At 72.7% G+C, this 23,056-nt stretch carries 21 protein-coding genes; 9 read left to right on the top strand and 12 right to left on the bottom strand.

Translation table 11 applies throughout. The features are described 5' to 3' along the window. Positions 1–11: 11 nt before the first annotated feature. The 7 genes from paaZ to ACFTQE_RS00210 form a co-directional block, all read right to left on the bottom strand. A complete protein-coding gene (paaZ, locus tag ACFTQE_RS00240) occupies positions 12–2,081 on the bottom strand; it encodes a phenylacetic acid degradation bifunctional protein PaaZ (RefSeq protein ID WP_376923177.1) in 2,070 nt (689 codons plus the stop codon). Between the two features lie 133 nt (positions 2,082–2,214). Next, on the bottom strand, positions 2,215–3,084 hold the full coding sequence (locus ACFTQE_RS00235; RefSeq protein WP_376923176.1) for a 3-hydroxyacyl-CoA dehydrogenase family protein: 870 nt from the start codon (positions 3,082–3,084) through the stop codon (positions 2,215–2,217). Further along, the gene (locus ACFTQE_RS00230) at positions 3,081–3,842 is read right to left on the bottom strand and encodes an enoyl-CoA hydratase/isomerase family protein (protein ID WP_376923175.1); all 762 of its coding nucleotides are present in this window, start codon (positions 3,840–3,842) and stop codon (positions 3,081–3,083) included. Before ACFTQE_RS00230 ends, ACFTQE_RS00235 begins: the two co-directional genes overlap by 4 nt. Further along, complete coding sequence (locus tag ACFTQE_RS00225) at positions 3,842–5,050, bottom strand: acetyl-CoA C-acyltransferase (RefSeq protein ID WP_376923174.1); 1,209 nt, start codon at positions 5,048–5,050, stop codon at positions 3,842–3,844. Before ACFTQE_RS00225 ends, ACFTQE_RS00230 begins: the two co-directional genes overlap by 1 nt. Before the next feature lie 186 nt (positions 5,051–5,236). After that, complete coding sequence (locus ACFTQE_RS00220) at positions 5,237–6,346, bottom strand: hypothetical protein (protein WP_376923173.1); 1,110 nt, start codon at positions 6,344–6,346, stop codon at positions 5,237–5,239. A gap of 108 nt (positions 6,347–6,454) precedes the next feature. After that, entirely contained in the window at positions 6,455–8,755 is a 2,301-nt protein-coding gene (locus ACFTQE_RS00215; protein ID WP_376923172.1) for a DEAD/DEAH box helicase, read from the bottom strand. Between the two features lie 277 nt (positions 8,756–9,032). After that, a complete protein-coding gene (locus tag ACFTQE_RS00210) occupies positions 9,033–9,740 on the bottom strand; it encodes a collagen-like protein (RefSeq protein ID WP_376923171.1) in 708 nt (235 codons plus the stop codon). Positions 9,741–9,900: 160 nt separating this feature from the next. Between ACFTQE_RS00210 and ACFTQE_RS00205 the strand changes: the two genes are divergently transcribed. From ACFTQE_RS00205 to ACFTQE_RS00180, 6 genes are all read left to right on the top strand, one after another. Next, positions 9,901–10,380: a GNAT family N-acetyltransferase gene (locus ACFTQE_RS00205; protein ID WP_376923170.1), complete on the top strand. Its 480-nt coding sequence runs from the start codon at positions 9,901–9,903 to the stop codon at positions 10,378–10,380. Positions 10,381–10,448: 68 nt separating this feature from the next. Beyond that, on the top strand, positions 10,449–11,465 hold the full coding sequence (locus tag ACFTQE_RS00200) for an alpha/beta hydrolase (RefSeq protein ID WP_376923169.1): 1,017 nt from the start codon (positions 10,449–10,451) through the stop codon (positions 11,463–11,465). A 62-nt stretch (positions 11,466–11,527) separates the two neighbouring features. Further along, positions 11,528–12,607: a YihY/virulence factor BrkB family protein gene (locus ACFTQE_RS00195; RefSeq protein WP_376923168.1), complete on the top strand. Its 1,080-nt coding sequence runs from the start codon at positions 11,528–11,530 to the stop codon at positions 12,605–12,607. Between the two features lie 83 nt (positions 12,608–12,690). Beyond that, the gene (locus ACFTQE_RS00190) at positions 12,691–14,010 is read left to right on the top strand and encodes a sensor histidine kinase (protein WP_376923167.1); all 1,320 of its coding nucleotides are present in this window, start codon (positions 12,691–12,693) and stop codon (positions 14,008–14,010) included. Next, positions 14,007–14,678, top strand: a complete 672-nt coding sequence (locus tag ACFTQE_RS00185) for a response regulator (protein WP_376923166.1) — start codon at positions 14,007–14,009, stop codon at positions 14,676–14,678. Before ACFTQE_RS00190 ends, ACFTQE_RS00185 begins: the two co-directional genes overlap by 4 nt. A gap of 107 nt (positions 14,679–14,785) precedes the next feature. Further along, on the top strand, positions 14,786–16,192 hold the full coding sequence (locus tag ACFTQE_RS00180) for an acyltransferase (protein WP_376923165.1): 1,407 nt from the start codon (positions 14,786–14,788) through the stop codon (positions 16,190–16,192). On the opposite strand, the gene ACFTQE_RS00175 is transcribed toward ACFTQE_RS00180, so the two are convergent. Together ACFTQE_RS00175 and ACFTQE_RS00170 are read right to left on the bottom strand one after the other, a co-directional pair. After that, a complete protein-coding gene (locus tag ACFTQE_RS00175; RefSeq protein ID WP_376923164.1) occupies positions 16,132–16,929 on the bottom strand; it encodes an ABC transporter permease in 798 nt (265 codons plus the stop codon). The genes ACFTQE_RS00180 and ACFTQE_RS00175 overlap by 61 nt on opposite strands. Then, on the bottom strand, positions 16,926–17,675 hold the full coding sequence (locus tag ACFTQE_RS00170; protein ID WP_376923163.1) for an ABC transporter ATP-binding protein: 750 nt from the start codon (positions 17,673–17,675) through the stop codon (positions 16,926–16,928). Before ACFTQE_RS00170 ends, ACFTQE_RS00175 begins: the two co-directional genes overlap by 4 nt. Before the next feature lie 80 nt (positions 17,676–17,755). On the opposite strand from ACFTQE_RS00170, the gene ACFTQE_RS00165 reads away from it, so the two are divergent. Then, positions 17,756–18,301, top strand: coding sequence for a helix-turn-helix domain-containing protein (locus ACFTQE_RS00165; RefSeq protein ID WP_376923162.1), 546 nt, complete (start codon positions 17,756–17,758; stop codon positions 18,299–18,301). Between the two features lie 27 nt (positions 18,302–18,328). Here ACFTQE_RS00165 and ACFTQE_RS00160 read toward each other — a convergent pair whose 3' ends face one another. The 3 genes from ACFTQE_RS00160 to ACFTQE_RS00150 all read right to left on the bottom strand — a co-directional run bounded on the left by ACFTQE_RS00160 (position 18,329) and on the right by ACFTQE_RS00150 (position 20,489). Further along, positions 18,329–18,904 (bottom strand): hypothetical protein, encoded by a 576-nt coding sequence (locus tag ACFTQE_RS00160; protein WP_376923161.1) that lies wholly within the window; start codon positions 18,902–18,904, stop codon positions 18,329–18,331. A 9-nt stretch (positions 18,905–18,913) separates the two neighbouring features. Beyond that, positions 18,914–19,321, bottom strand: coding sequence for a DUF4383 domain-containing protein (locus ACFTQE_RS00155; protein WP_376923160.1), 408 nt, complete (start codon positions 19,319–19,321; stop codon positions 18,914–18,916). A gap of 91 nt (positions 19,322–19,412) precedes the next feature. Further along, positions 19,413–20,489, bottom strand: coding sequence for a YeiH family protein (locus ACFTQE_RS00150; RefSeq protein ID WP_376923159.1), 1,077 nt, complete (start codon positions 20,487–20,489; stop codon positions 19,413–19,415). A 70-nt stretch (positions 20,490–20,559) separates the two neighbouring features. Between ACFTQE_RS00150 and ACFTQE_RS00145 the strand changes: the two genes are divergently transcribed. Continuing rightward, positions 20,560–21,471 carry a LysR family transcriptional regulator gene (locus tag ACFTQE_RS00145; RefSeq protein ID WP_376923158.1) on the top strand — a complete coding sequence of 304 codons (912 nt, stop codon included), beginning with the start codon at positions 20,560–20,562 and terminating at the stop codon, positions 21,469–21,471. Positions 21,472–21,592: 121 nt separating this feature from the next. Continuing rightward, positions 21,593–22,918: a chromosome partitioning protein gene (locus ACFTQE_RS00140; RefSeq protein WP_376923157.1), complete on the top strand. Its 1,326-nt coding sequence runs from the start codon at positions 21,593–21,595 to the stop codon at positions 22,916–22,918. Positions 22,919–23,056: the final 138 nt, after the last annotated feature.

The following is a 23,056-nucleotide window of genomic DNA, read 5'->3' as shown; positions in this document are numbered from 1 at the left end:
GCCGCTGCACCTCAGGCGGGCGCGAGCTCCTTCGCCACGAGCGTGAGCACGTCGTACGCCGCCACGAGCTCGTCGTCCTGGTTCTTCAGCACCGCGTCCCACCGCACCTCGCCGTACTCGTCGGTCTCGCGCGGCGTGATCTGCTTCGCCGTGAGCTCGACGCGGATCGAGTCGCCGGGCGACACGGGCGTCACGAAGCGCAGGTTCTCGAGCCCCGAGTTCGCGAGCACCGGCCCGGGTGCCGCGTCGACGAAGAGACCGGCGGCCCACGACACGAGCAGGTACCCGTGCGCGACCCGGCCCGGGAAGAACGGGTTCGCCGATGCCGCCGCCTCGTCCATGTGCGCGTAGAACGTGTCGCCGGTGAAGTGCGCGAACGTCTCGATGTCCTCGAGCGTCACCGTGCGCGACGCGCTCACGACCTGGTCGCCGATCCTCAGCTCGGCGAGCGACTTGCGGAACGGGTGCACGCCGCCGGGCTGCGACGAGGCCCCCGAGTGCCAGACGCCGGTGAGGGCGGTCAGCATCTCGGGCGACCCCTGCACGGCCGTGCGCTGCATGTGATGCAGCACGGCGCGGATGCCGCCGAGCTCTTCACCGCCGCCGGCGCGACCGGGTCCGCCGTGCACGAGGTTCGGCAACGGTGAGCCGTGGCCGGTCGACGAGCGGGCGTCGTCGCGGTCGAGGAAGAGCACGCGGCCGTTGTACGCCGCGATGCCCGAGGCGAGCGCGACGGCGACCTCGGGGTCGTGCGTCGCGACGCTCGTCACGAGCGATCCGCCTCCGCGGGCGACGAGGGCGGCCGCCTCGGCCACGGAGTCGTAGCCGAGGATCGACGAGACCGGGCCGAACGCCTCGACCTCGTGCAGGGCGGGGCTCGCGGCATCCGCGAATCGCAGCAGCATGGGCGCGACGAAGGCGCCGTCGGATGCCTCGCCGGTGGCGCCGTCGGCGAGGGTGACCGCCGGGGCATCCGTCGAACCGATGACGAGCTCGCCGCCGCCCGCCTCGAGACGGCCGACCTGGCGGAGCACCTCGTCGCGCTGCGCGATCGAGGCGAGCGGGCCCATCGTGACGCCCTCGGCGCGGGGATCGCCGAGCACGACGCGCTCGGCGATGCGGGCGCGCACGGCGTCGATCACGGCGTCGACGGATGCCGCGGGCACGATCGCCCGGCGGATCGCCGTGCACTTCTGGCCCGCCTTGGTCGTCATCTCGGCGACGAGCTGCTTCACGTAGGCGTCGAACTCGGGAGTGCCGGCGACCGCATCGGTGCCGAGCACGCTCGCGTTGATGGAGTCGGTCTCGCTCGTGAACCGCACGCCGCCGGTCTGCACCGAGTCGTGCGAGCGCAGCTTCTCTGCGGTCGAGGCCGATCCGGTGAAGGCGACGAGGTCGCCGAGCCGCAGGTGGTCGAACAGCGTCGGCACGCCGCCCGAGACGAGCTGCAGCGAGCCCTCGGGCAGGAGGCCCGATTCGACGAGGATGCGCACGAACGCCTCGGCGAGGTAGCCGGTGGGCGTCGCGGGCTTCACGAGCGTCGGCACGCCGGCGAGGAACGCCGGGGCGAACTTCTCGAGCGAGCCCCATACCGGGAAGTTGAAGGCGTTGATCTGCACGGCGACGCCGGGCAGGCGCGTGTAGATGTGGCGGCCGAGGAACGAGCCGTCCTTCGAGAGCTGCTCGACCGCGCCGTCGACGTAGACCTTCGAGTTCGGCATCTCTCGACGCCCCTTCGAGGAGTACGTGAAGAGCACGCCGATGCCGCCGTCGATGTCGACCCACGAGTCCTGCTTCGTGGCCCCCGTGCGCGCGGAGAGCTCGTAGAGCTCGGCCTTGCGTTCGGTCAGCGCGAGCGCCATCTGCTTGAGCAGCACGGCGCGCTGGTGGAAGGTGAGCGCGCCGAGCGAGGCCTGCCCCGCCGTGCGGGCGTACTCGAGCGCGGCGCCGAGGTCGAGTCCCTCGGTCGAGACGCGGGTGACGACCTCGCCGGTCGAGGCGTCGCGCACCTCGGTCGCCGACGCGGTGGCATCCGGGGTCCACCACTCGCCGTTCACGTAGCTCGGCAGGATCGTGTTCATCGGGAGTGCCTTTCGTCGAACGGGCGTCGAGACGTCGCAGATGGCGACCATTCGGGCGATGAAGCCGCCATCTTCGACGTTTCGGAGGTGGAGTAGGCGAGGCCCGGGCGCGGGCGCGTGCACTTGCGGGGCGTCACGGGGCGTCCCAGAGGTAGAAGCCCTCGCCGGTCTTGCGGCCGAGCTTGCCCTCGGCGACCATGCGGCGCAGCAGCGCGGGCGGGGCGAAGCGCTCGCCGAGCGTCGAGGAGAGGTATTCGGCGATGCCGAGTCGCACGTCGAGGCCGACGATGTCGGTCAGGCGCAGCGGGCCGATCGGATGCTTGTAGCCGAGGGCCATCGCCGCGTCGATGTCCTCCGCCGAGGCGACCCCGTCTTCGAGCATGCGGATCGCCTCGAGCCCGAGCGCGACCCCGAGCCGCGAGGAGGCGAAGCCCGGGGCATCCGCGACGACGATCGGGGTCTTGCCGATCGCGTGCACCCAGGAGCGGGCCTGCGCGACGAGCGGCCCCTCGGTCGCCTCGCCCCGCACGATCTCGACGAGCGTCGACGCGGGCACGGGGTTGAAGAAGTGCAGGCCGAGGAACCGCGACGGCCGGTCGAGCAGGGCCGCGAGCTGGTCGATCGAGATCGACGAGGTGTTCGACGCGAGCGCGGCGCCCGGCGCGAGCACGGCCTCGACGCGGGTGAGGGCGTCGATCTTCAGCTCGAGGTCTTCGGGCACGGCCTCGACGACGAGGTCGCAGCGGGCGAAGTCGGCGACCTCCGTCGTGGCGGCGAAGCGGGCGGCGATCGCGGCTTCGTCGTCGTCGGCGGTGCCCCGGGCGACGGATGCCGCGACGGAGTCGAGCACCCGCGTCGAGGCCGCAGCCGCGGCAGCGGCGTCGCGTTCGACGACGGTCACCCGCGAACCCGCGAGCAGGAAGGCGTGCGCGATGCCGGCGCCCATGCGCCCGCCGCCGAGCACGCCGACGTCGGCCGGAGCTCCGGTGTCGGTCTCGTTCACTTCTGCTTCCTCTCGAGGAACTCGGTCATGCGGCGCAGCTTCTCGGGGCTCTCGAAGAGCACGGCCTGCTCCTCGAGGTCGACCGCGGGGTGGGCGCCCCGCGGTGCGCGGAACACGCGCTTCGTCGCGATCGTCGCGGCGCGGTCGTTGCGGGAGATGCGGTCGGCGATCGCGTGCGCGGCCGGGAGCAGCTCGTCGGCGGGGTGCAGTTCGCTCACGAGCCCGATCTCGAGCGCTTCGGCCGCGGTGACCGTGCGCCCGGTGAGCAGCAGCTCGATCGCGCGGGCGTCGCCGACGATCTCCTTCAGCCGCCAGCTCGCACCGGCCGCGGCGATGATGCCGAGGCCGGTCTCGGGGTTGCCGATCTTCAGCGCGGGTGTCGCGATGCGGATGTCGGCTGCGTACGCGAGTTCGGCGCCGCCGCCGAGCGCGTACCCGTCGAGCGCCGCGATGACGGGCATCGGCAGCAGCGCGAGTCGGACGAACGCGTTCGCGTTGATGCCCGCGCGCGCGTCATCCGCTCGTCGTTCGCGGAGCTCGGCGATGTCGGCGCCCGAGGCGAAGACGCCGCCCGCGCCGGTGAGGATGAGCGTGCGCGGGATCGCCTCGAGTTCGGCGCACAGCAGGTGCAGGGCGTCGATCGTGGCCTGGTCGATGGCGTTGCGCTTCTCGGGCCGGTTGAGTGTGGCGATCACCCGGTCGTCGCGGCGCTCGACGAGGAGCGGCGCGTCGGCGGTGCCTTCGCGGGCAGCGGGCATCAGACGCGCTCCACGATGAGCGCGCTGCCCTGGCCGACGCCGACGCACATCGTGGCGAGGCCGTAGCGCGATTGCTCTCGCTCCATGCGGCCGAGCAGCGTCACGACGAGGCGCGAGCCCGACGAGCCGAGCGGATGCCCCAGCGCGATCGCTCCCCCGTCGGCGTTCACGCGCTCGGGGTCGAGCCCGAGGCGGCGCATCGACGCGATCGACTGGGTCGCGAAGGCCTCGTTGAGCTCGATCGAGCCGATGTCGTCGAGGTCGATGCCCGAACGCTCGAGCGCCTTCTCGGTCGCCGGCACCGGGCCGAGTCCCATGATCTCGGGCGGCAGCCCGGCCGAGGAACCGACCACGACACGTGCGCGCGGCGTGAGCCCGTAGCGCTCGACGGCGGCGGCGCTCGCGACGAGGATCGCCGAGGCGCCGTCGTTCAGTGCACTCGAGTTGCCGGCCGTGACGACCGATCCGCCGTGCACGACGGGCCGCAGCCCGGCGAGCGCCTCGAGCGTGGTCTCGGGGCGCGGCCCCTCGTCGACGAGCACCTCGCCGCGATGCGTCGGCACGCCGACGATCTCCGCCTCGAACCGGCCCGCGGCGATGGCGGCGGCCGCGCGCTGCTGCGAGCGGAGCGCGAAGGCGTCGGCCTCGTCGCGCGTGATGCCGTCGATGCGAGCGACCTCTTCGGCCGTCTCGGGCATCGAGAAGGTGGCCTTGTCGCGGGCGACGAGCTTCGGGTTCGGGAAGCGCCAGCCGATCGAGGTGTCGTAGGCCGCACCCGGCTTCGCCCACGCCCGATCGGGCTTCGCCTGCACCCACGGCGCACGGGTCATCGATTCGACGCCGCCGGCGATGATGAGGTCGGCGTCGCCGGCACGGATCGCCTGCGCGGCCATCGTGATCGCCGACATGCCCGAGGCGCACAGGCGGTTGACCGTGATGCCGGGCACCTCGTCGGGCAGGCCGGCGAGCAGCACCGACATGCGGGCGACATTGCGGTTGTCCTCCCCGGCCTGGTTGGCGGCGCCGAGGATGACCTCGTCGATCGCGCCGAGCTCACCGGCCTGGTCGAGGCGGGTGCGACGCACGAGTTCGCCGACGACGAGGGCGGCGAGATCGTCGGGCCGCACCCCGGCGAGCGCTCCGCCGTAGCGTCCGACGGGCGTGCGCACGCCTCCGACGAGGTAGGCCTCAGCCCTGGCGCTGTTCATGGGCACCGTCTCCTGACCGCATTGTCTGGTGGAACCTGCACCCAGCGTAGGCAGGGTGCGCGGCTTCGGGCAGTCCGGAATTCCCGACCGACCGTTCAGGAAGTAATTATGGCAAACGGATGTCCCCGGCGCCACCCGAGCCGCTCGAACGGTCGAGGTGGCACCGCACCCCCCTCGCCCCGCTGGTCAGCGGATCTGCGCGAGGATCGCCTCGGCGACCGCCGCGGCCCCGTCCTTGCTGGTGATCTCGTACACCGAGTCGCCGACCTTCAACAGCACCGGCGAGGCCGGTCCGTCGGTGACGAGCGCACGGATGGCGGCATCTCCCCCGGCGTAGCCCGGCGCGGCCGAGAGGTCGAGCGGCCCGAACGCCGTCGACACGTCGGCCTGTCCGAGCAGGTCGAAGAACTGGCCTGCACCGTGCACGACCGCGATGTGGGGCCCGCGCATGCTGTCGGTGAGGTAGTCGCACGAGTACGAGCGCGCCGCGGCGGCGACCGCGGCTTCGAACGAGTCCGGTGCGCGCGTCGTCGGGTCGTCGACCTCGGTCTCCGTGAAGGTGACGTCGAGAGCCATGCCGATGCCCTGCGGGTCGAGGCCGCCGTTGCAGACGGCGTCGCCCTGTCGCTGCGACCCCGCTGCCGGGAACACGAGCCGATCGGGCGACGCCGCCTGCACGGCCGAGAACGAGGCTTCGGCGAGCGCGCCGAGGCGGGAGAGCATCTCGGTCGGCGGGATGCCGTCGTAGCGTGTTCCGGTCGAGCCGAGCCCTGACGCGGTCAGGCGCATGGCCATCCAGGCGTCGCCGACTGGGGCGGTGAGCTGCCAGCCGGATTCGCCCACGGCGGTCGACGCCTCGATGGCACCGATCGCGAGCGTGTCGGTCGACGGAGCGTCGCCGGCCCATGCCGGCTGCCACTGCCCGGCCGCACCCGGAAGCAGGCCGATGCTGAGGTAGGCCACGTCGGCATCTCCGGAGTAGATCGTGGTCGGCGGCTCGCCGACCCGCCAGGAGCAGCCGAGCGCGCCGGCTGCAGCGAGCTCGACGGCATCGAACGCGTCGGTGGGACGGATCGCGCGTACCGGATCGACCGCAGCGCCGTCGGCACCGGTCATCACGGCGGCCACGAGTTCGCCCGGAGCCAGCTCGTCGCACATCAGCGGCCCGGTCGGCGTCATCTCGACCGGGGTCGGCGCAGCGACGGGAGTCTCCGTCGGCGTCGGTGCGGATGCGACGCAGCCGCTGAGGAGCAGGACGAGGGCGGCAGCGGCGGCACCGCCGGTGATGAGGCGCATGGCGCGAGCCTAGTGGCCGCCCGAGCACCGCGATTCAGGGGTGTCCCGGGCGACGACGAAGGCCCGCGTCCATCGGACACGGGCCTCGATCGTTCAGTGCCGGAGCACTCAGCCGGCGAGCTCCTCATCGGCGGCAGCCGACTCGGTCTCGACGATCTCGATGGTCTCCTCGACCTCGACGGCCACGTCGGCCGCGGCTGCACCGCGCTCGAGCTCGCCCGCGAAGTCGTCGCCGAGGCGCATGTCGACGAAGTCGACGTCGATCTCGGCACGGTCGAGCAGCTCGACCATGCGGCGCTGGCGGTTGCGCGGGATGAGCGTGACGACCTGACCGGTCTTGCCCGCGCGGCCGGTGCGGCCGGAGCGGTGCAGGTAGGTCTTGTACTCGTCGGGGGCGTCGGCCTGGATCACGAGGTCGATGTCGTCGACGTGGATGCCGCGTGCCGCGACATCCGTCGCCACGAGCACGTTGACCCGGCCGCTCGTGAGCTGCTGGAGGTTGCGGGTACGACGCGACTGGTTCAGGTCGCCGTGCAGGGCGACGGCACGGATGCCGTAGTCCTCGAGGTGCTCGGTGAGGTCTTCGGCGAACGCGCGGGTGCGGGAGAAGACGAGCGTCTTGCCCTCGCGGTTCGCGAGCTCGGCGACGATGTCGCGCTTCTCGTGGTTGCCGATGACGAACACGCGGTGCTCGATCGTCGAGGAGGCCTGGTCTTCACCGGCGACCTCGTGCACGGCCGGGTCGACGAGGAACTCGTCGACGAGCGCGGCGACGCCCTGGTCGAGGGTCGCCGAGAAGAGCAGCTTCTGCCCGCCCGGCGCGGTGCGGCGGATGATGCGCTGCACGGGCTCGAGGAAGCCGAGGTCGCACATGTGGTCGGCTTCATCGAGCACCGTGACGACGACCTCGGAAAGGTCGAGTCGGCGCTGCTCGATGAGGTCCTCGATGCGGCCGGGGGTGCCGATCACGATGTCGACGCCGCGCTGGAGCGCGCCGACCTGGCGAGCCTGGGGCACGCCGCCGTAGATCTGCGTGGTGAAGAGGCCGACGCTCTGCGCGATGGGCTGCACCGTGCGGTCGATCTGCAGGGCGAGCTCACGGGTCGGGGCGAGGATGAGCGCACGGGGCTTGCGGCCCATCTGGCGCTTGCCGCCGGCCTTGCCGGACTCGGCCCAGAGCTTCATGAGTCGCTCGACGGTCGGGGCGCCGAAGGCGATGGTCTTGCCCGAACCGGTCTTGCCGCGGCCGAGCACGTCGCGCCCCTCGAGCACGACCGGGATGGTCGCGGCCTGGATCGGGAACGGCGACTCGGCGCCGAGCTGCTTGAGCGCGGCCACGACGTTGCCGCCGAGGCCGAGGTCGGCGAAGCTCACGCCGTCGGCGTCGGTCGCCTGGATGGCCTGGGCCTCGAGGCGCTCGAGCACGACGTCGTCGTTCGGCGCGAAGCGGTTGCCCTGCTCCTTGGCCGGGTAGAAGCTCGAGTCGCGGCGACCCGACTCCTTGAAGCCGGGGCGGTCGACATCACGACGAGGGGCGCGGTCGTCACGGTCATAGGAACGGGCCGGACGGTCGGGACGGTCGAACGAACGCGCGGGGCGATCGTTGCGATCGAACGAACGGGCCGGCCGGTCATTGCGGTCGTTGCGGTCGAACGAACGGGGCGCGCGGTCGTCACGGTCGAACGAACGAGCCGGACGGTCGTTGCGGTCGAACGAACGCGCGGGGCGGTCGTTGCGGTCGTACGAACGGGCCGGACGGTCGTTGCGCTCGAACGAACGGGGCGCGCGGTCGTCACGGTCGAACGAACGAGCCGGACGGTCATTGCGGTCGTTCCGGTCGAAGGAACGCGGTGCGCGGTCGTCACGGTCGAACGAACGAGCGGGACGGTCATTGCGGTCGTTCCGGTCGAACGAACGAGCCGGACGGTCGTTCCGGTCGAAGGAACGGACGGGACGGTCGTTGCGATCGTTCGAACGGGGCGCACGGTCGTCACGGTCGTACGAACGAGCCGGACGGTCATTCCGGTCGAAGGAACGGGCCGGACGGTCGTTCCGGTCGAACGAACGCGGTGCGCGGTCGTTGCGGTCGTTCGAACGGGGCGCACGGTCGTCGCGATCGTACGAACGCGCAGGGCGATCGTTGCGGTCGTACGAACGGGGAGCCCGCTCGTCGCGGCCGTCGCGGTCGGAACGGTGCGGGGCGCGACCGGTGGCGACGCGCTCATCGCGCGACCAACGCTCCTTGCGAGGCGCGTCGGCCTCGGGGCGGTAGCCGCGGTGGCCTTCGCTGCGCGAACCGGGCTTCTGCGATCCGGCGCGCGCCGGGCCGCCCTTCGAGCCGCCCTTCGCGTACGAGGGATCGAAGTTCTTGGCGGGCCTGCCGCCTTGGGGCTTCTTGTTCTTGGGCATGGTGACTTCCTGGGTTGTACTCGTGTACATGGCAGCGCCACTGCAGGCGCAGCACACTGAGAACCCGGAGCATCGTCGACCGGGGCCGTTCACATACGGTGACTATCCGAGGCCTGTGCCTCGAAACCGGCCCTTTGGACTCACAAACCCATCCGCGCACAGCGCGGTGTCCAGAACCGACTCGGCCACGATACCGGAATCATCTGGGAAAGTCCCGCACGCGGCATCCGCCCCGTCGCTGGACCGCCCCGCGGCGGACGGACCCGCCGCCGAACGCTCAGCCCTCGGGGACCGGCGTCACCTCGGGGGCGGTGGTGGCGCCGGAGAGGACCCACGCGCCGCCGGTGCACTCGTAGAACGTCACCGTCTCGGTGTCGATGAACACGTCGCCGTCGGTCGTGCAGGTCTCGGGGGCCGGTTCGCCGGCGCCCAGCACGACCTGCGTGCCGGGCGCACCGGGCGCCCCGGTCTCGCCGGTCGCACCCGTCTCCCCGGTGGCACCCGTCTTCCCGGTCTCCCCCGTCGCGCCGGTCGCGCCCGGCGCCCCCGCGAGGTTCTCGGCCGCCGACACCCGGATGTTGCCGACGAGCGCCCAGTCGCCGTCGGTGAAGAGGTAGACGTCGGACGTGGCGATGTCGATGTAGACGTCACCGTCGTAGCCCTTGCCCGACTCGGGCGCGCCGGAACCGGCGCGCACGGCGGACCCGGCGGGCAGGATCTCGGCGAGCGCCTCCTCGTAGGCGGCCTCGTCGACCTGCGCCGTCGGAGTCGGGGTGGCGACCGCCTCGTTCGCGTCGGCCGAACGGGCCAGCGTCGCCCCGAGGAACGACGCCACGAACGAGAGGAGCACGACGGCCGCGCCGACCCAGAGCAGCATGGCGCGGCTCACTCCCGCGGGCTTCGCCGGCGTGCCGGTCGGCGGCGACTGGGGCGGCGCTCCGGTCGGTTCCGACGATGCGTCCTGCGGGATCCGGTCGTCACTCATGTCGCGCGCCCCTCACGTCTCGCGCTCCGGTCGACCCGTGACGGCACGGTGCGGAGCCGCGTCGCGCCCAGCGTAGCGACCGCGATCCGTGATCGATCGCGGCCACGCGGGCGGTCGACCTCGAAATCGCGACGAAACACGGGCGACGTAGGCTCACCGGATGCCGCAGCTCCACTCGCCCGTGACCGTCGGCGTCGAGCCGCCCCGCCAGCCCGAGGTCGAGCGCCTCCTCGATGCCAGCACCGCCTTCGCCGAGAGCCTGTACCCGCCCGAGAGCAACTTCCTGCTCGACGTCGCGACGCTCGAGCGACCGGGGGTCGCCTTCTACGTCGCGCGCGACGGTGGGCGCGCGGTCGGCATCGCCGCACTCGTCGCCGAAGCGGATGCCGCGCGCGGCGAGTTGAAGCGCATGTTCGTCGACCCGGCGGCGCGCGGACGCGGCGTCGCAGGTGCCCTGCTCGAACGCATCGAAGCGGATGCCGCGGCGCGCGGGCTCACCCGGATCGTGCTCGAGACCGGCGACCTGCACGACGCCGCGCAGGCGCTCTACACGCGCCACGGCTACCGCGAGATCCCGCAGTTCGGCCAGTACGTCGGCGAGGCGCACTCGGTGTGCTTCGCGAAGCCCCTCGCCGGCTGAGCGGCAAGCGTTTCCACCCGCGCGGAACGTGAGGTAGCATCACTCCACCCCTGAACCCGGAGCCCGGTGTGACCTCGACCCGACGCACAGGCGGCTCCGGCACTCGCGCCCGGCGAGTGGTGTGGGCCGTCGCGGCCACTGCAGCCGCCATCGCGACCGTGAGCGCGCTCTCGGGCTTCCACGTGCCGCTGCGCGAGATCGACCCGAAGGGCGCCGACGCGGCGAGCGAGGTCGTGACCGCCGAACTCATCGGCATCCGCACCTTCACGGCTCCCGACCGCATCACGGTCGAGGCCGATGTCGAGTACGGCGTGCGCGAGGACGGCACACTGCTCACGCTCGACGTCTGCACGCCGGCCGGCGCGGAGCTCACCGAAGCGCTGCTGCCGGCAGTGATCTCGATCCACGGCGGCAGCTGGGCGCGCGGCGACAAGGGCAACGCCGACTGGCGCAACGTCTGCCTCTGGCTCGCGAGCGAGGGCTTCGTCGCGGCATCCGTCAACTACCGCCTCGTGCCCGACGCCCGGTTCCCCGCGGCGATCGACGACGTCGCGCTCGCGGTCGAGTGGCTGCGCGACCCCGAGCAGGCCGAACGCTTCGGCATCGACGCGGCGCGCATCGGCGCGTTCGGCGGTTCGGCGGGCGGCAACCTCGCCGCGCTGCTCGGCACCACCGGCGAGGGGCCGCTCGACACGGGCTCCCGGGTCGCGGCGGTCGCCGAGCTCTCGGGTCCCGTCGGGCTCGGGGCCGCCGAGCTCGTGGCCGACGGGGCATCCGACTGGTTGCAGCGCATCGTCGGCGAGTACCTCGACTGCGAAGCCGGCGCGAGCGACGCGCAGTGCCCGCAGGCGATGGATGCCTCGGCCGGAAGCTTCGCCGATCCGAGCGATCCCCCCTTCTTCATCGGCCACGCCGAAGCGGAGGTCGTGCCGCTCGGGCAGTCGGAGCGACTCGCGGCCACCCTCGCCGCGGCCGGTGTTCCCGCCGAGCTCGCGGTCGTGCCGGGGGCCGATCACTCGATCGGCATCCTCGATGCGCAGATGCGGGCCCGCGTCGCGGCATTCCTGCACGCGCACCTCGACTGAGCAAGCCCCTGTGCCGCTGCGTCGGCTGCCCGTAGGCTCGGTCCGTCACCACGGGAGGCGACATGCCCGAACACGATCAATCCGGCCGCGCACCGTCGGGCCCCGAAGCATCCGGCCAGGACTCGCCGGTGCAGCTGTCTCGTGCCGACTGGAGGGTCATCCTCACGCGCACGGTGCACGAGTACCGCATCAACCAGGTGCACGACATCGCGGCGGCCCTGACCTTCTACGGACTGCTCACGGTCTTCCCCGCACTGCTCGCGGCACTCGCGCTCCTCGGCATCTTCGGCAGCGCCGAGGCCGTCGTGGCCGATGCGCTCCGCGTCGTGGAGGAACTCGGCGGCGCATCGGTCGTCGATGCCCTCCGCGAGCCCCTCGACCAGCTCGTGAACGCGTCGCACGCGGGCCTCGCCTTCGCGACGGGCCTCGTCGCCACGCTCTGGGCGGCGTCGGGCTTCGTCGGCGCGTTCGGCCGGGGCATGAACCGCATCTACGGGGTCGAGGAGGGGCGCCCGTTCTGGGAGATGCGCCCCGCGATGCTCGCCACCTCCGCCGCGCTCGTCGTGCTCGGCGCGATCGCCGCGGTCGGCCTCGTGGTGACGGGCCCGGTGGCCGAGGCTGCAGCCCGCGTGCTCGGCCTCGACGAGGGCATCGCCTTCTGGTGGGACCTCGCCAAGGTGCCGGTGCTCGCGGCGATCGGCATCCTCGTGCTGGCCCTGCTCTACTGGGCGGCGCCGAACGTGCGGCGCCGGCACCTGCGCTGGTTCAGCGTCGGCGCGATCGCCGCGCTGCTCGCGTGGGTCGTGACGACGGCGCTGTTCGCGCTCTACGTCTTCGGCGTCGGCAGCTACGTGCGCGTCTACGGCATCCTCGGCGGGGTGGTCGCCTTCCTGCTGTGGGTGTGGCTGTCGAACCTCGCGATGCTGTTCGGCGCGGTGCTCGACACCGAGGTCGAGCGCGCTCGGCAGCTCCGCGCCGGCATCCCGGCCGAGGAGCAGGTGCGCCTGCCGCTGCGAGACGACCGCGTGATCGCGACGAACCGCGCCCAGCGCCTGCGCGACGTGCACGCATCGGCGGGCATGCGGCCCGACGCGGTCGTCGACGGCATCACGCCGCCGGCCGGGCGGCCGCCGCACGGCTGATCGGCGACCCTACCGGCGTACGGCCGCGAATCGTCCTCGGGAGGGATGCAGCGCCGCGCCCGGCGTGGTTTGCTACTGGCATCATGGCGCAGACCCATCATCCCGAGCACGGCCCGGCGGACGCCGCGGCGGAGGTCCGACCCGCTGCGACGGCCCGGCCCGCGCCGCGACCGCCGGCCCCGCCGCTCCCGCCCGTGCCGTCGATCCCGGCGGCGCCTGCCCGGCTCGCCCGCATCACGGCCGACGAACGCCAGTTCCGGGCATGGATGCTCGTGTCGACCTCGCTCCTCGCCGTCATCCTCTTCTCGGTCTCGCTCCCGCTGGCCGCGACGATCTACGACATCGAGCTGCTCTCCGCCGCCGCCACGTGCCTCGCGCTCGCCATCGCGCTGCCGCTCGCGGTGCGCTGGCCATGGGTCGCCGCGAGCGTCTCCGCGGCGGGGCTGCTCGCCTTCGCACTGCTCTCCCTCGGCTCCGACGTCGCGCCGTGGCCGTGGCCGGTGACCTCGATCGTGAGCCAGGGCGTGCTGCTCATCGTGCTCGGCCTCATGTGGGAGTGGCGCCTCGGCCTCATCGCGTGGGGCATCGGGGTCGTGGTGACCCTGCCGTTCGCCTTCGTCGACTCGGGCGCCGCGGCGAGCATGATCACCGGCGCGGCCGTGACGGCCCTCGCCTGCGCCATCTCGGTGCTGCTCGCGCAGCGCCGCGTGATCGGCGTCGAGCTCTTCCGCGAACGCGCGCACTCCGCCTCGGAGCAGCAGCGACGCGTGCTCGGCGAGGAGCGCAACCGCATCGCCCGCGAGCTCCACGACGTCGTCGCGCACGGTCTGTCGATCATCCACGTGCAGGCGACGAGCGCGCCGTACCGGGTGCCGGGGCTGAGCGACGACGCCAAGACGGAGTTCGCCGAGATCGCGGCTTCTGCGCGGTCGGCGATGACCGAGATGCGGCAGTTGCTGGGGGTGCTCCGGAGCGCCGACACCGCGGCCGAGACCGCGCCGCAGCCCGGCCTCGCCCAACTGCCCGAGCTCGCGGCATCCGTCGAACGTGCCGGCGTGCCCGTGACCCTCACCGTCGACGCCTCCCTGCCCGACGGCGGTCTCGCCGCGACGGCCGCCTACCGCATCGTGCAGGAGGCGCTCAGCAACGTCGTACGGCACGCCCCGGGCGCACCCACCTTCGTCTCGATCGAGGTGCTCGCCGACGACCTCGTCGTCTGCATCGACAACGAGACGGCGACGGATGTCCCGGCGCCCGACGCCAAGGGCGGCGGCCACGGTCTCGTCGGCATCGGCGAGCGCGCGGCACTGCTCGGCGGACGCGCCGAATTCGGGGAACGACCCGGCGGCGGATACCGTGTTCTCGCGACCCTTCCGCTCGGGTCGGACGGAGGCATGGTGTGACGATCTCGGTGCTCATCGCCGACGACCAGGCGATGGTGCGAGCCGGCTTCGCGGCGGTGCTCTCCGCCCAGGCCGGCATCGAGGTCGTCGGGCAGGCGGCCGACGGCGACGAGGCCGTGGCGATGGCGCACGAGTTGCGCCCCGACGTCGTCGTGATGGACGTGCGCATGCCGGGTCGCAACGGCCTCGAGGCGACGCGCGCACTGCAGACCCCGCCGCGGTCGAGCGACTACGTGCCCCGCGTCCTCATGCTGACGACGTTCGACATCGACGACTACGTCTACGAGGCGCTGCGCGCCGGGGCGAGCGGGTTCCTCCTGAAGGACGCGACCCCCGAAGAGCTCGTCGCCGCCGTGCGCATCGTCGCGTCGGGCGACGCACTGCTCGCGCCGAGCGTGACGCGCCGCCTCATCGAGGACTTCGCGAGGTCGGCCCCGCCGCCGCGCATCGACGCCACGCGGCTCTCCGAGCTCACCGAGCGCGAGCGCGAGGTGCTGACCCTCGTCGGCCGCGGGTTCTCGAACACCGAGATCGCCTCGGCGCTCTTCATCGCCGAGCAGACGGTCAAGACGCACGTGTCGAAGATCCTCTCGAAGCTCGGACTCCGCGATCGTGTGCACGCCGTCGTACTGGCGTACGACACGGGGCTCGTGCAGCCCGGTTCCTGACCGTACGCCGGTACCGGCGAGAACCCCTCCCGCGGGTGATGGGCACCGCGGTACCGCCTTCGTAGCCTGCCTCCGAGGGCGGAGAGGCTGCCCGGACGGAGGCGGACATGACCGACGTACTCGCACGCTCGACCGGGCACGACCCGGTCGACCCGGTGGCGCGCGCCGGGGCATCCGCTCGGCGCCCCTCGGTCGCCCGCGACTCGAGCGTCGACGCGATCCGCGTCGCCCTGCTCGTGGTCGTGTTCGCCCTGCACGCGATGATGGTCGGCGTGAGCGTCGGCCCCGACGGCCCCGTGCTCGAGAACGCCCTCGAGGGGCAGGCCTGGTTCGCGGCCGTGAGCTGGGTCGTGCAGATCATGCCGTTGTTCTTCATCGCGGGCGGCTTCTCGAGCTTCCACCACTGGCGGTCGATGCAGGCGCGCGGGGCGAGCGGCGCCGACTACGTGCGAGCGCGGCTCGTGCGGCTCGTGCGCCCGGCCATCGTGCTGGTCGCCGTGGTCGCCGCCGCCCTCGTCGCGATGTCGCTCGCCGGCCTCGCCCCCGAGCTCGTGGCGACGGCGGGCTTCCGCATCGGGCAACCGCTGTGGTTCCTCGGCGTGTACCTCGCCACCTCGGCGCTCGTGCCGCTCATGGTGCGCGCCCACGAGCGCGCCCGGGTGCTGACCCCGCTCGCGCTGCTCGCGGGTGTCGTCGCGGTCGACGTGCTGCGCTTCTCGACCGGGCTCGACGGCATCGGGTTCCTGAACCTCCTGCTCGTGTGGCTGCTCGTGCAGCAGCTCGGCTTCCACCTCGCCGACGGCGCACTCGACCGCCTCGCTCCGGCGGCGCTCTGGTCGATCGCGGCCGGGTCGCTCGCACTGCTCGGCGTGATCACCGCCGCGGCGCCGTACTCGGCCGACATGTACGAGAACCTCAACCCGCCGACCGTGTGCCTCGTGGTGCTCGGCGTCGCCCAGCTCGCCCTCTTCCAGCTGGCCCGTCCGCGCATCCGCGCCTGGGTCGAGCGAGCGGATGCCTCGCAGCTCCTCTCGGCCGTCGGCGAGCGTGCGATGACGATCTACCTCTGGCACATGCCCGTGCTCGTGGGCCTCGCGGGCGCGCTGCTCGTCGCGAACGCCGGAGTCGGTCTCCCCCTGCCCGAGCCGATGAGCGCGGAGTGGTGGGCGACGCGTCCGCTGTGGCTGGGCGCCACGGCCGCCGTCGTCGCCGGTGCCACGCTCGTGTTCGCTCGATTCGAACGATCGCGGCGCGCGGCCCGGGTACCGGCGTCTTCGAGTCGACGTGCCGCTGCGCTCGATGCCGTGTGCGGCGTGGCCGGCGTCGCCGTCGTGCTCGTCACCGGGTTCGGACCGGTGCAGGCCGTCGTCGCGCTCGCACTGCTGACGGTCGCGCTGCGCGGCAGCGCGACCGTCGGCACCGTGCTCGCGAACGCGACCGCGGCGATGCGGGCTCAGCGGAGGTCGCGTCGCAACGGGATCGCGATGGCGAGCCAGGCCGCCACGACCGCGTAGCCGAGCAGCACGAGCGCCCCCACGAGCGGCGAGGTCGTCGACGTAGCCGCCATCGGCAGCTCCTCGGCGATCGCGTCGCCGAGGAAGGTGAAGTCCGTCAGTGCCGCGGTCGCGCCTCCGGGGAGGAACGGGTGGATGACGTTGACCCCGGGAACGATCATGAGCACGTGCTCGAGGAAGTAGAAGTACCCGAGCACGATGCCGATCGCGAGCAGCTGGTTGCGGGCGAGCGCGCCGATCGCGACGCCGAGCACCATGTAGACGGCCGCCGCGAGGGCGAGCCGCGCGAGGAGCGCGACGAGGGACGCGAGCGGCACCCCGAGTTCGACGCCCTGCACGGCGGCCCCCGTCGCGACGGCGAGACCGGCGAAGAGCGAGGAGACCAGCCCGTACGCGACGCCGAGGGCCCCGTAAGCGACGAGCTTCGCCGCGAGTACCCGGCTGCGACGCGGCACCGCCAGGAACGTCGTTCCGATCGTGCGATGCCGGTACTCGCCGGTGACGGCGATCGTGCCGATGAGCGCCGGCACGAAGAGCACGAGTCCGCTCATGCCGACGACGATGCCCACGCCCTCCGCGGTGTCGAGCCCCGGCAGCGGCGGGGTCGCGTTCTCGGGGCCGATGAGCGAGAGGAGCCCCGTCAGGCCTCCGCCGCAGAGCGCGGCCGTCACGAGCGACCAGTACGGGAGGCGGGTGGCGAGGAGCTTGGCGAGCTCGCCGCGGAGCAGCCGGGTCATGCGCGGATCCCTTCGGCGCCGGCGGGGACCGCCGCAGCTCCGCCCGAGGTGAGCTCGAGGAAGGCCGCTTCGAGGCTCGTACCGCGCTCCGTGAACTCCGAGAGCGGCCCCGCCCAGGTGGTGCGACCGCGGTCGATCAGCACGAGGTCGTCGATGCCGTGCTGCAGTTCGGTGAGCACGTGGCTCGAGAGCAGCACGGTGCCGCCGTTCGCCGCGAACTCGCGGAGGAACGTTCGCAGCCAGACGATGCCCGCGGGGTCGAGCCCGTTCGACGGCTCGTCGAGCACGAGCACCCCGGGGTCGCCGAGCAGGGCCGTCGCGAGTGCGAGCCGCTGCCGCATTCCCGTGGAGAAGCCGCCGACACGGCGATCGAGGTACTCGGCCATGCCGGTGAGCCCGGCGACCGCCTCGGCGCGGTCGGCAGCGTGGCCCCCGAGGGCGCAATAGCTCTGCAGGTGTCCGCGAGCGGTCATCGCCGGATGCGCACCGGCGAGGTCGAGCACGGCACCGACGGTGCCGGTGGGGTCGGGGAGCTCGCCGTACACGCGGCCGCCGATGAGCGCGGTGCCCGAATCGGGCCTCACGAGCCCCAGCAGCATCCGGAGCGTCGTCGACTTGCCGGCGCCGTTCGGGCCGAGGAACCCGGTGACGCGGCCGGGCGCCGCACTGAACGTCGCGTCGCGCACGGCATCGACGTCGCCGATGCGCTTCGCGAGTCCGGAGACGTCGATCTGGGCGGTGATCATGGAGCGGATCCCTTCGGTGGCATACTCGAACGAGAACGTTGAGAATGTTCTCACCGTGAGAATAATCATTCGGAGGACCGATGCGCAAGCCGTCGCCCATCGCCGACGTCGTCATGCACCCCGTTCGGCTGCGCATCATCCAGCAGGTGGGCACGCGCGAGATCACCACCGCGAGCCTGCGCAGCGCCCTGCCCGATGTCGCACAGGCGACGCTCTACCGGCACATCGCCGCGCTCGTCGACGCCGATGTGCTCACGGTCGTCGAGGAACGCCGCGTGCGCGGAGCGGTCGAGCGCACCTTCGCGCTCGGCGAGCGCATGGCGCACGTCGATCACGACGAACTGCTCGAGATGGGCACGCGCGAACTGCAGCAGGCGTTCCTCACCTTCCTCGCTCACCTCGGCGAGAGCTTCGATCGGGCGATCGCGGCGAACGACCCGCGGTTCCGCGACTTCCTCGGATTCGGCGAGACGACGCTGCACGTGACGACGGACGACCTCGCCGTGATCCAGGCCGGGCTCGGCGAACTGCTCGCGCCCTATCTGTCGGCAGAGGGCGACGGCCGCCGCACGGTCACGCTCGCGACGGCGCTCATCCCGACCGACGGCACCGCACCTCGCGACTGATCGAACGGCGGCGCCCGGTCGACCCGCTCAGTGCGAGTGGCCCGGCTCCGGCTGCTCCACGCCGGGGAGCGGCTCGCCGGTCCCCGGTCCGTGCGAGCCGTGCGGAACGGCGGACTCGCCGGCCTCGGTCGCCGCGAGCGCCGGGGTCGCAAGGGCCGCGACGAGCGCGGCGCCCGCGACCAGGCCGATGAGCCGGGCGGTGTCGGATGCCGCGGCGCCGCGATCGTCCGCCGGCTCCGTCGCTCCGGCGAGGCGCGTGCGAGCGCGCAGCTCGAGGCCGGCCGACAGTGCGACGACCACGATGAAGACGGATGCCGCGGCGAGCGGGCCCGGCGGGACATCCGTCGTCGCAGCAGCACCCGTCGAGACCGCGGCCGCCATCCCCACGAGGGCGGCCGCGGTCACGACGAGCGTTGCGGACGGGGCGATCACGCGCCCCGCCCGGAGCGCGAGCCCGCCCCAGCCGAGCGCGGCGACGCCGGCCACGACGAGGGCGGGCTGCATCGCTCCCCCGGCACCGGCAGCGAGCGCGGTCAGCACGAGCCCGGCGCCGAACGCGGCGAGCATCGGCCAACTGCGCAGGGCCGCCGCCAGTGCGTGCATGGCCGGTCCCTACGCCGTCGCCACGCGTCCGGTGCGCTCGAACCCGAGCGCCACGCCCAGCAGCACGATCGCGCTCGCGAGGTGCAGGAAGTGGTCGGCCGTGTTCAGCGCGAGGATGTTCGCCGCCGTGCCCGCGAGGAAGAACCCCACGATGCCGAGCAGCAGGTAGGCGGCGCCGACCGTCGCGTTGACGGCCTTCGCCGCGGTCGCGGAGACGATGCCGCCGATGAACAGTGCTGCGCCGATCAGCAGGTGCGCCACGTTGTGCAGCGGGTTCACCTCGAAGACGCCGAGGAGGAGGCCTCCTTCGGTCGCGAAGAACCCGACGCCGCCGGTGACGGCGAATCCGAGCAGGCCGACGAGCAGGTAGACCGCACCGAAGACGGTCGCGACGATGCGGTTCGGGGAGTTTCGCATGGGGTTCCTCCTTCTCGAGTCACGGCGACTGCCGTGCTGGAAGGGGATTCGGAACCTTCCCGGGTTCGGATTGGATCGGCGGCATCCCGCCTCATCCGACGGCGACGACTCCGGCGAGCGCGACACCCGTCACGATCAGCGTCGACGCCCCGGCGAGGGCGAACGGTCGCACCCCGACGCGGCGGAACATGCTGAACCGCACGCCGGTTCCGAGCGCGAACATCGCCGCCGCGAGCAGCACCGTCTGCGCGACGCCGGCGCCCGCGACGACGACGTCGGGCACCCAGCCGAGCGAGCGCACCACGACCATCGCGATGAACCCCACGACGAAGAGCGGAACGATCGGGGGTCGCCTGCCCGCGGCCCCGTCGGAACCCGCCTCCGCCGCGAGCGAGCGCCGACGCTGCACGCTGACGACGGCGAGCACCGGCGCGAGCATCAGCACCCGGGCGAGCTTCACCACGACGGCCACCGCGAGCCCCGTGCCGCCGAGCGCTCCGCCGACCGCGACGACCTGCGCCACCTCGTGGATCGACCCGCCCGCCCACATGCCGGCCTGCTGGGCGTCGAGGCCGAGGAGCGAGGCGGCGAGCGGGATCAGCGGGATCATGAGCGTGCCGAACACGACGACGAGGGCGACCGCCGTCACGACCTCCTCCTCGTCCGCTTCGACCACGCCGTCGACCGCCGCGACCGCTGCGGCGCCGCAGATCGAGAAGCCGCACGCGATGAGCAGTCGCTGCGTCGCCGAGATGCCGAGGAGCCGGCCGATCAGGAGCGTCGACGTGATGCCGACGACGACGATCGCCACCACCACGACGATCACCCCGATGCCGAGGTCGAGGATGTCCCCGAGCACGAGCTGGAGGCCGAGCAGCACGACGCCGAGGCGCAGCAGCGGCTTCGCGGCGAACGCGAGCCCCGCCTCGACGCGCGACGGGAGCGGCACGGTGTTCCGCAGCAGCACGCCCAGCACGATCGCGATGAGCAGCGCGCTCATGCCCGGCAGCAGGAACGCCGCGGCCATCGACACCGCAACGCCCGCGGCCGCGAGCCCGAGGCCGGGGGCCACGTCGACGAGACGTGCGCGAACCCTCCGCGCCGTGGTCGGCCGGTCGGGGAGAAGCGGCGGGCGGGGCGATGCCGGGATCGGTGCAGTGCGGGTCATCCCTCGACGATCGCGAACGGATGCCGCGGGCGGTAGCCGTCCGTTCAGCATCGAGGCATATCATGCTGATATGCCTCAGCGTTGGCCCGACCTCGCCGTGCTCGAGTTGCTCGTCGCGATCGGCCGGCACGGCAGCCTCGGCGCTGCCGCGCGCTCGGTCGACATGGCGCAGCCGAACGCGAGCCGATCGATCGCCGGACTCGAGCGCTCCCTCGGCCTCACGCTCATCGAGCGCCACGCCCGCGGATCGCGCCTGACCCCCGACGGCGAGGCGATCGCGGAGCTCGCCGCCCGGATCATCAGCGGCGCCGACGACCTGCTCACCGCCGCGACCGCGCGACGCGAGCACCACGAGGTGCGGCTCGACCTCGCCGCGAGCCTCACCGTCGCCGAGTACCTGCTGCCCGCGTGGATCGGCGAGCTTCGGCGCAGTCACCCCGCACTGGAAGTGCGCATGCGGGTGGAGAACTCCTCGCAGGTGCTCGACCTGCTCGAGTCGCACGAGATCGACCTCGGCTTCGTCGAGTCGCCCGCGGTGCGCCGGGGCCTGCACAGCCGCACGGTCGCGACCGACCGGCTCGTGGTCATCGTGTCGCCGACGCATCCGTGGGCGCGTCGATCGCGCGTCACGCTCGACGAGCTCGCGGCCACCCCGCTCGTGACCCGCGAGGCGGGATCGGGAACGCGATCGACCCTCGCCGATGCGCTCGACGACAGGACGCCGGCCGAACCCGCCCTGGTCGTGGCGAGCAATGCGGCCGTGCTCGTCGCCGCGGCATCCGGAGCGGGCCCCGCCGTGCTCAGCGACCTCGCCACCCGGCCGTGGACCGCCCGCGGCGAACTCGTCGAGATCGCCGTCGAGGGGCTCGACCTCGCGCGGCGCCTGCGAGCGGTGTGGCGACGCGGCGACGTGCTCTCCGCCCCGGCCGCTGCGCTGCTGGGCGAGCTGTCCGGGCGACGTCCGGGCGGGAACGTAGACTGATTCGCGGGGGAACGGCCGGCGGCGCGGGAGCGCTCGCATTCGGCATGCGTCACGACGCGAGTGCGGGCAGCATGCCCGGGCCGATCCTCATCGACCGACGCATGGCATCTGGGGGAATCGCTTGTCCACTTCGATCAACACGCACGACGGCGTCACCGTCTTCCTGACCTCGGCCACCGAGGCCGACGTGCACGCGGACGGTGCCGTCATCGGCATCCAGGCGGTCGACGGCGACGCACTGCGCGACCGCGTCGTGGCATTCGTGCAGGAGCGGGCGCAACGCCTCGGCGTGCCGGCGACCGCCGCACTCATCGACGACTCCTCGCACTGGACCCTGACCGTCGAGCCGGACGGCCGGGTGACCGAGGCTCCGACCGGCCTCGTGACCGAGGTTCCGACCAGCCTCGCGCCCGAGAGCGTCGAGCCCCGCCCGACGACCGCGCCGATCCCGACGATTCCCGCCGTGCCGATCGCGGCAGCCTCGGCGACCCCCCAGGCCGAGCCGAAACCCCACCGCCCCACCGTCGAGGACCTGCTCTCGAGCCGCCCCCGGCAGCGGCCGCTGAAGGCGACCCTGGGATGGCAGGGCCGGGTGCGCCGCATGAGCGGCGGCCTCATCTCGCCGAAGCCGAGCGCGATCGAGCAGACCCGCCACGACCAGACGAACCGCGTGCAGAAGCGACTCGACGGCCCTCGCACGATCGTGGTGCTGAACCCCAAGGGCGGCGCCCACAAGACCACGAGCACGCTGCTGCTCGCCGCGACGTTCGGCCGGCTCCGCGGCGGGTCCACCCTCGCGTGGGACAACAACGAGACGCGCGGCACGCTCGGCTGGCGCGCGCAGCACACCCCGCACCACCGCACCGCCGTCGACCTGCTCGGCGACCTCGATCGGTTCGAGAACCCGAGCGTCGCGAGCCTCAGCCAGCTCGACGACTACGTGCGCACGCAGGTCGACGCCCGCTTCGACGTGCTCGCCTCCGATGAGGATGCCGCCGCGACATCCACCATCGACGACGCCGCGTTCGACCGGCTGCACCGCACCCTCTCGCGCTACTACCGCCTGCTGATCGTCGACACCGGCAACAACATGCGCGCCTCGAACTGGGTCGCGGCAGTGGCCGCCGCCGACCAGCTCGTGATCGTCTCGACGGTGCGCGAAGACACGGCGGCGAGTGCCGCATGGCTCCTCGACGGCCTCTCAGAGAAGGGCTTCGGCGACAAGGTCGACCGGGCCGTCACGATCCTGACCTCGCCGTCGGAGAAGCCCGACCGCGAGCTCGAGCAGCGCCTCGCCGACCACTTCGGCGCGCTGACCGCCGCGGTCACGACGATCCCCTACGACGCCGCACTCGTCGACGGCGGCACGATCGACTTCGATGCGCTGTCGCCCGAGACGCACGACGCGTGGCTGAACGCCGCCGCGGTGGTCGCCGACCAGCTCTGATCGGCCCCACGACCATGTGAACATCGGGGCGCCCGGCGGTTCGCCGAGCTCGCCCCGAGGCGTTGTCCTCCGTCTCCGTCGCGCCTCCGCACCTGAGAACGGCCGTCCGGCGAGCCACCGGATGACCGATCGGTCGGA

The sequence above is a fragment of the Agromyces sp. NPDC056965 genome, from assembly GCF_042673425.1.
Lineage (GTDB): Bacteria > Actinomycetota > Actinomycetes > Actinomycetales > Microbacteriaceae > Agromyces.
This window is presented reverse-complemented; position numbering and strand designations above follow the sequence as displayed.

Bases quoted from the DNA above. Each gene is read 5' to 3' on its own strand.
- paaZ (WP_376923177.1), bottom strand. From the start codon at position 2,081: ATGAACACGATCCTGCCGAGCTACGTGAACGGCGAGTGGTGGACCCCG.
- ACFTQE_RS00230 (WP_376923175.1), bottom strand. From the start codon at position 3,842: ATGCCCGCTGCCCGCGAAGGCACCGCCGACGCGCCGCTCCTCGTCGAG.
- ACFTQE_RS00225 (WP_376923174.1), bottom strand. From the start codon at position 5,050: ATGAACAGCGCCAGGGCTGAGGCCTACCTCGTCGGAGGCGTGCGCACG.
- ACFTQE_RS00220 (WP_376923173.1), bottom strand. From the start codon at position 6,346: ATGCGCCTCATCACCGGCGGTGCCGCCGCTGCCGCCCTCGTCCTGCTC.
- ACFTQE_RS00215 (WP_376923172.1), bottom strand. From the start codon at position 8,755: ATGCCCAAGAACAAGAAGCCCCAAGGCGGCAGGCCCGCCAAGAACTTC.
- ACFTQE_RS00210 (WP_376923171.1), bottom strand. From the start codon at position 9,740: ATGAGTGACGACCGGATCCCGCAGGACGCATCGTCGGAACCGACCGGA.
- ACFTQE_RS00205 (WP_376923170.1), top strand. From the start codon at position 9,901: ATGCCGCAGCTCCACTCGCCCGTGACCGTCGGCGTCGAGCCGCCCCGC.
- ACFTQE_RS00195 (WP_376923168.1), top strand. From the start codon at position 11,528: ATGCCCGAACACGATCAATCCGGCCGCGCACCGTCGGGCCCCGAAGCA.
- ACFTQE_RS00190 (WP_376923167.1), top strand. From the start codon at position 12,691: ATGGCGCAGACCCATCATCCCGAGCACGGCCCGGCGGACGCCGCGGCG.
- ACFTQE_RS00180 (WP_376923165.1), top strand. From the start codon at position 14,786: ATGACCGACGTACTCGCACGCTCGACCGGGCACGACCCGGTCGACCCG.
- ACFTQE_RS00175 (WP_376923164.1), bottom strand. From the start codon at position 16,929: ATGACCCGGCTGCTCCGCGGCGAGCTCGCCAAGCTCCTCGCCACCCGC.
- ACFTQE_RS00170 (WP_376923163.1), bottom strand. From the start codon at position 17,675: ATGATCACCGCCCAGATCGACGTCTCCGGACTCGCGAAGCGCATCGGC.
- ACFTQE_RS00165 (WP_376923162.1), top strand. From the start codon at position 17,756: ATGCGCAAGCCGTCGCCCATCGCCGACGTCGTCATGCACCCCGTTCGG.
- ACFTQE_RS00160 (WP_376923161.1), bottom strand. From the start codon at position 18,904: ATGCACGCACTGGCGGCGGCCCTGCGCAGTTGGCCGATGCTCGCCGCG.
- ACFTQE_RS00155 (WP_376923160.1), bottom strand. From the start codon at position 19,321: ATGCGAAACTCCCCGAACCGCATCGTCGCGACCGTCTTCGGTGCGGTC.
- ACFTQE_RS00150 (WP_376923159.1), bottom strand. From the start codon at position 20,489: ATGACCCGCACTGCACCGATCCCGGCATCGCCCCGCCCGCCGCTTCTC.
- ACFTQE_RS00145 (WP_376923158.1), top strand. From the start codon at position 20,560: ATGCCTCAGCGTTGGCCCGACCTCGCCGTGCTCGAGTTGCTCGTCGCG.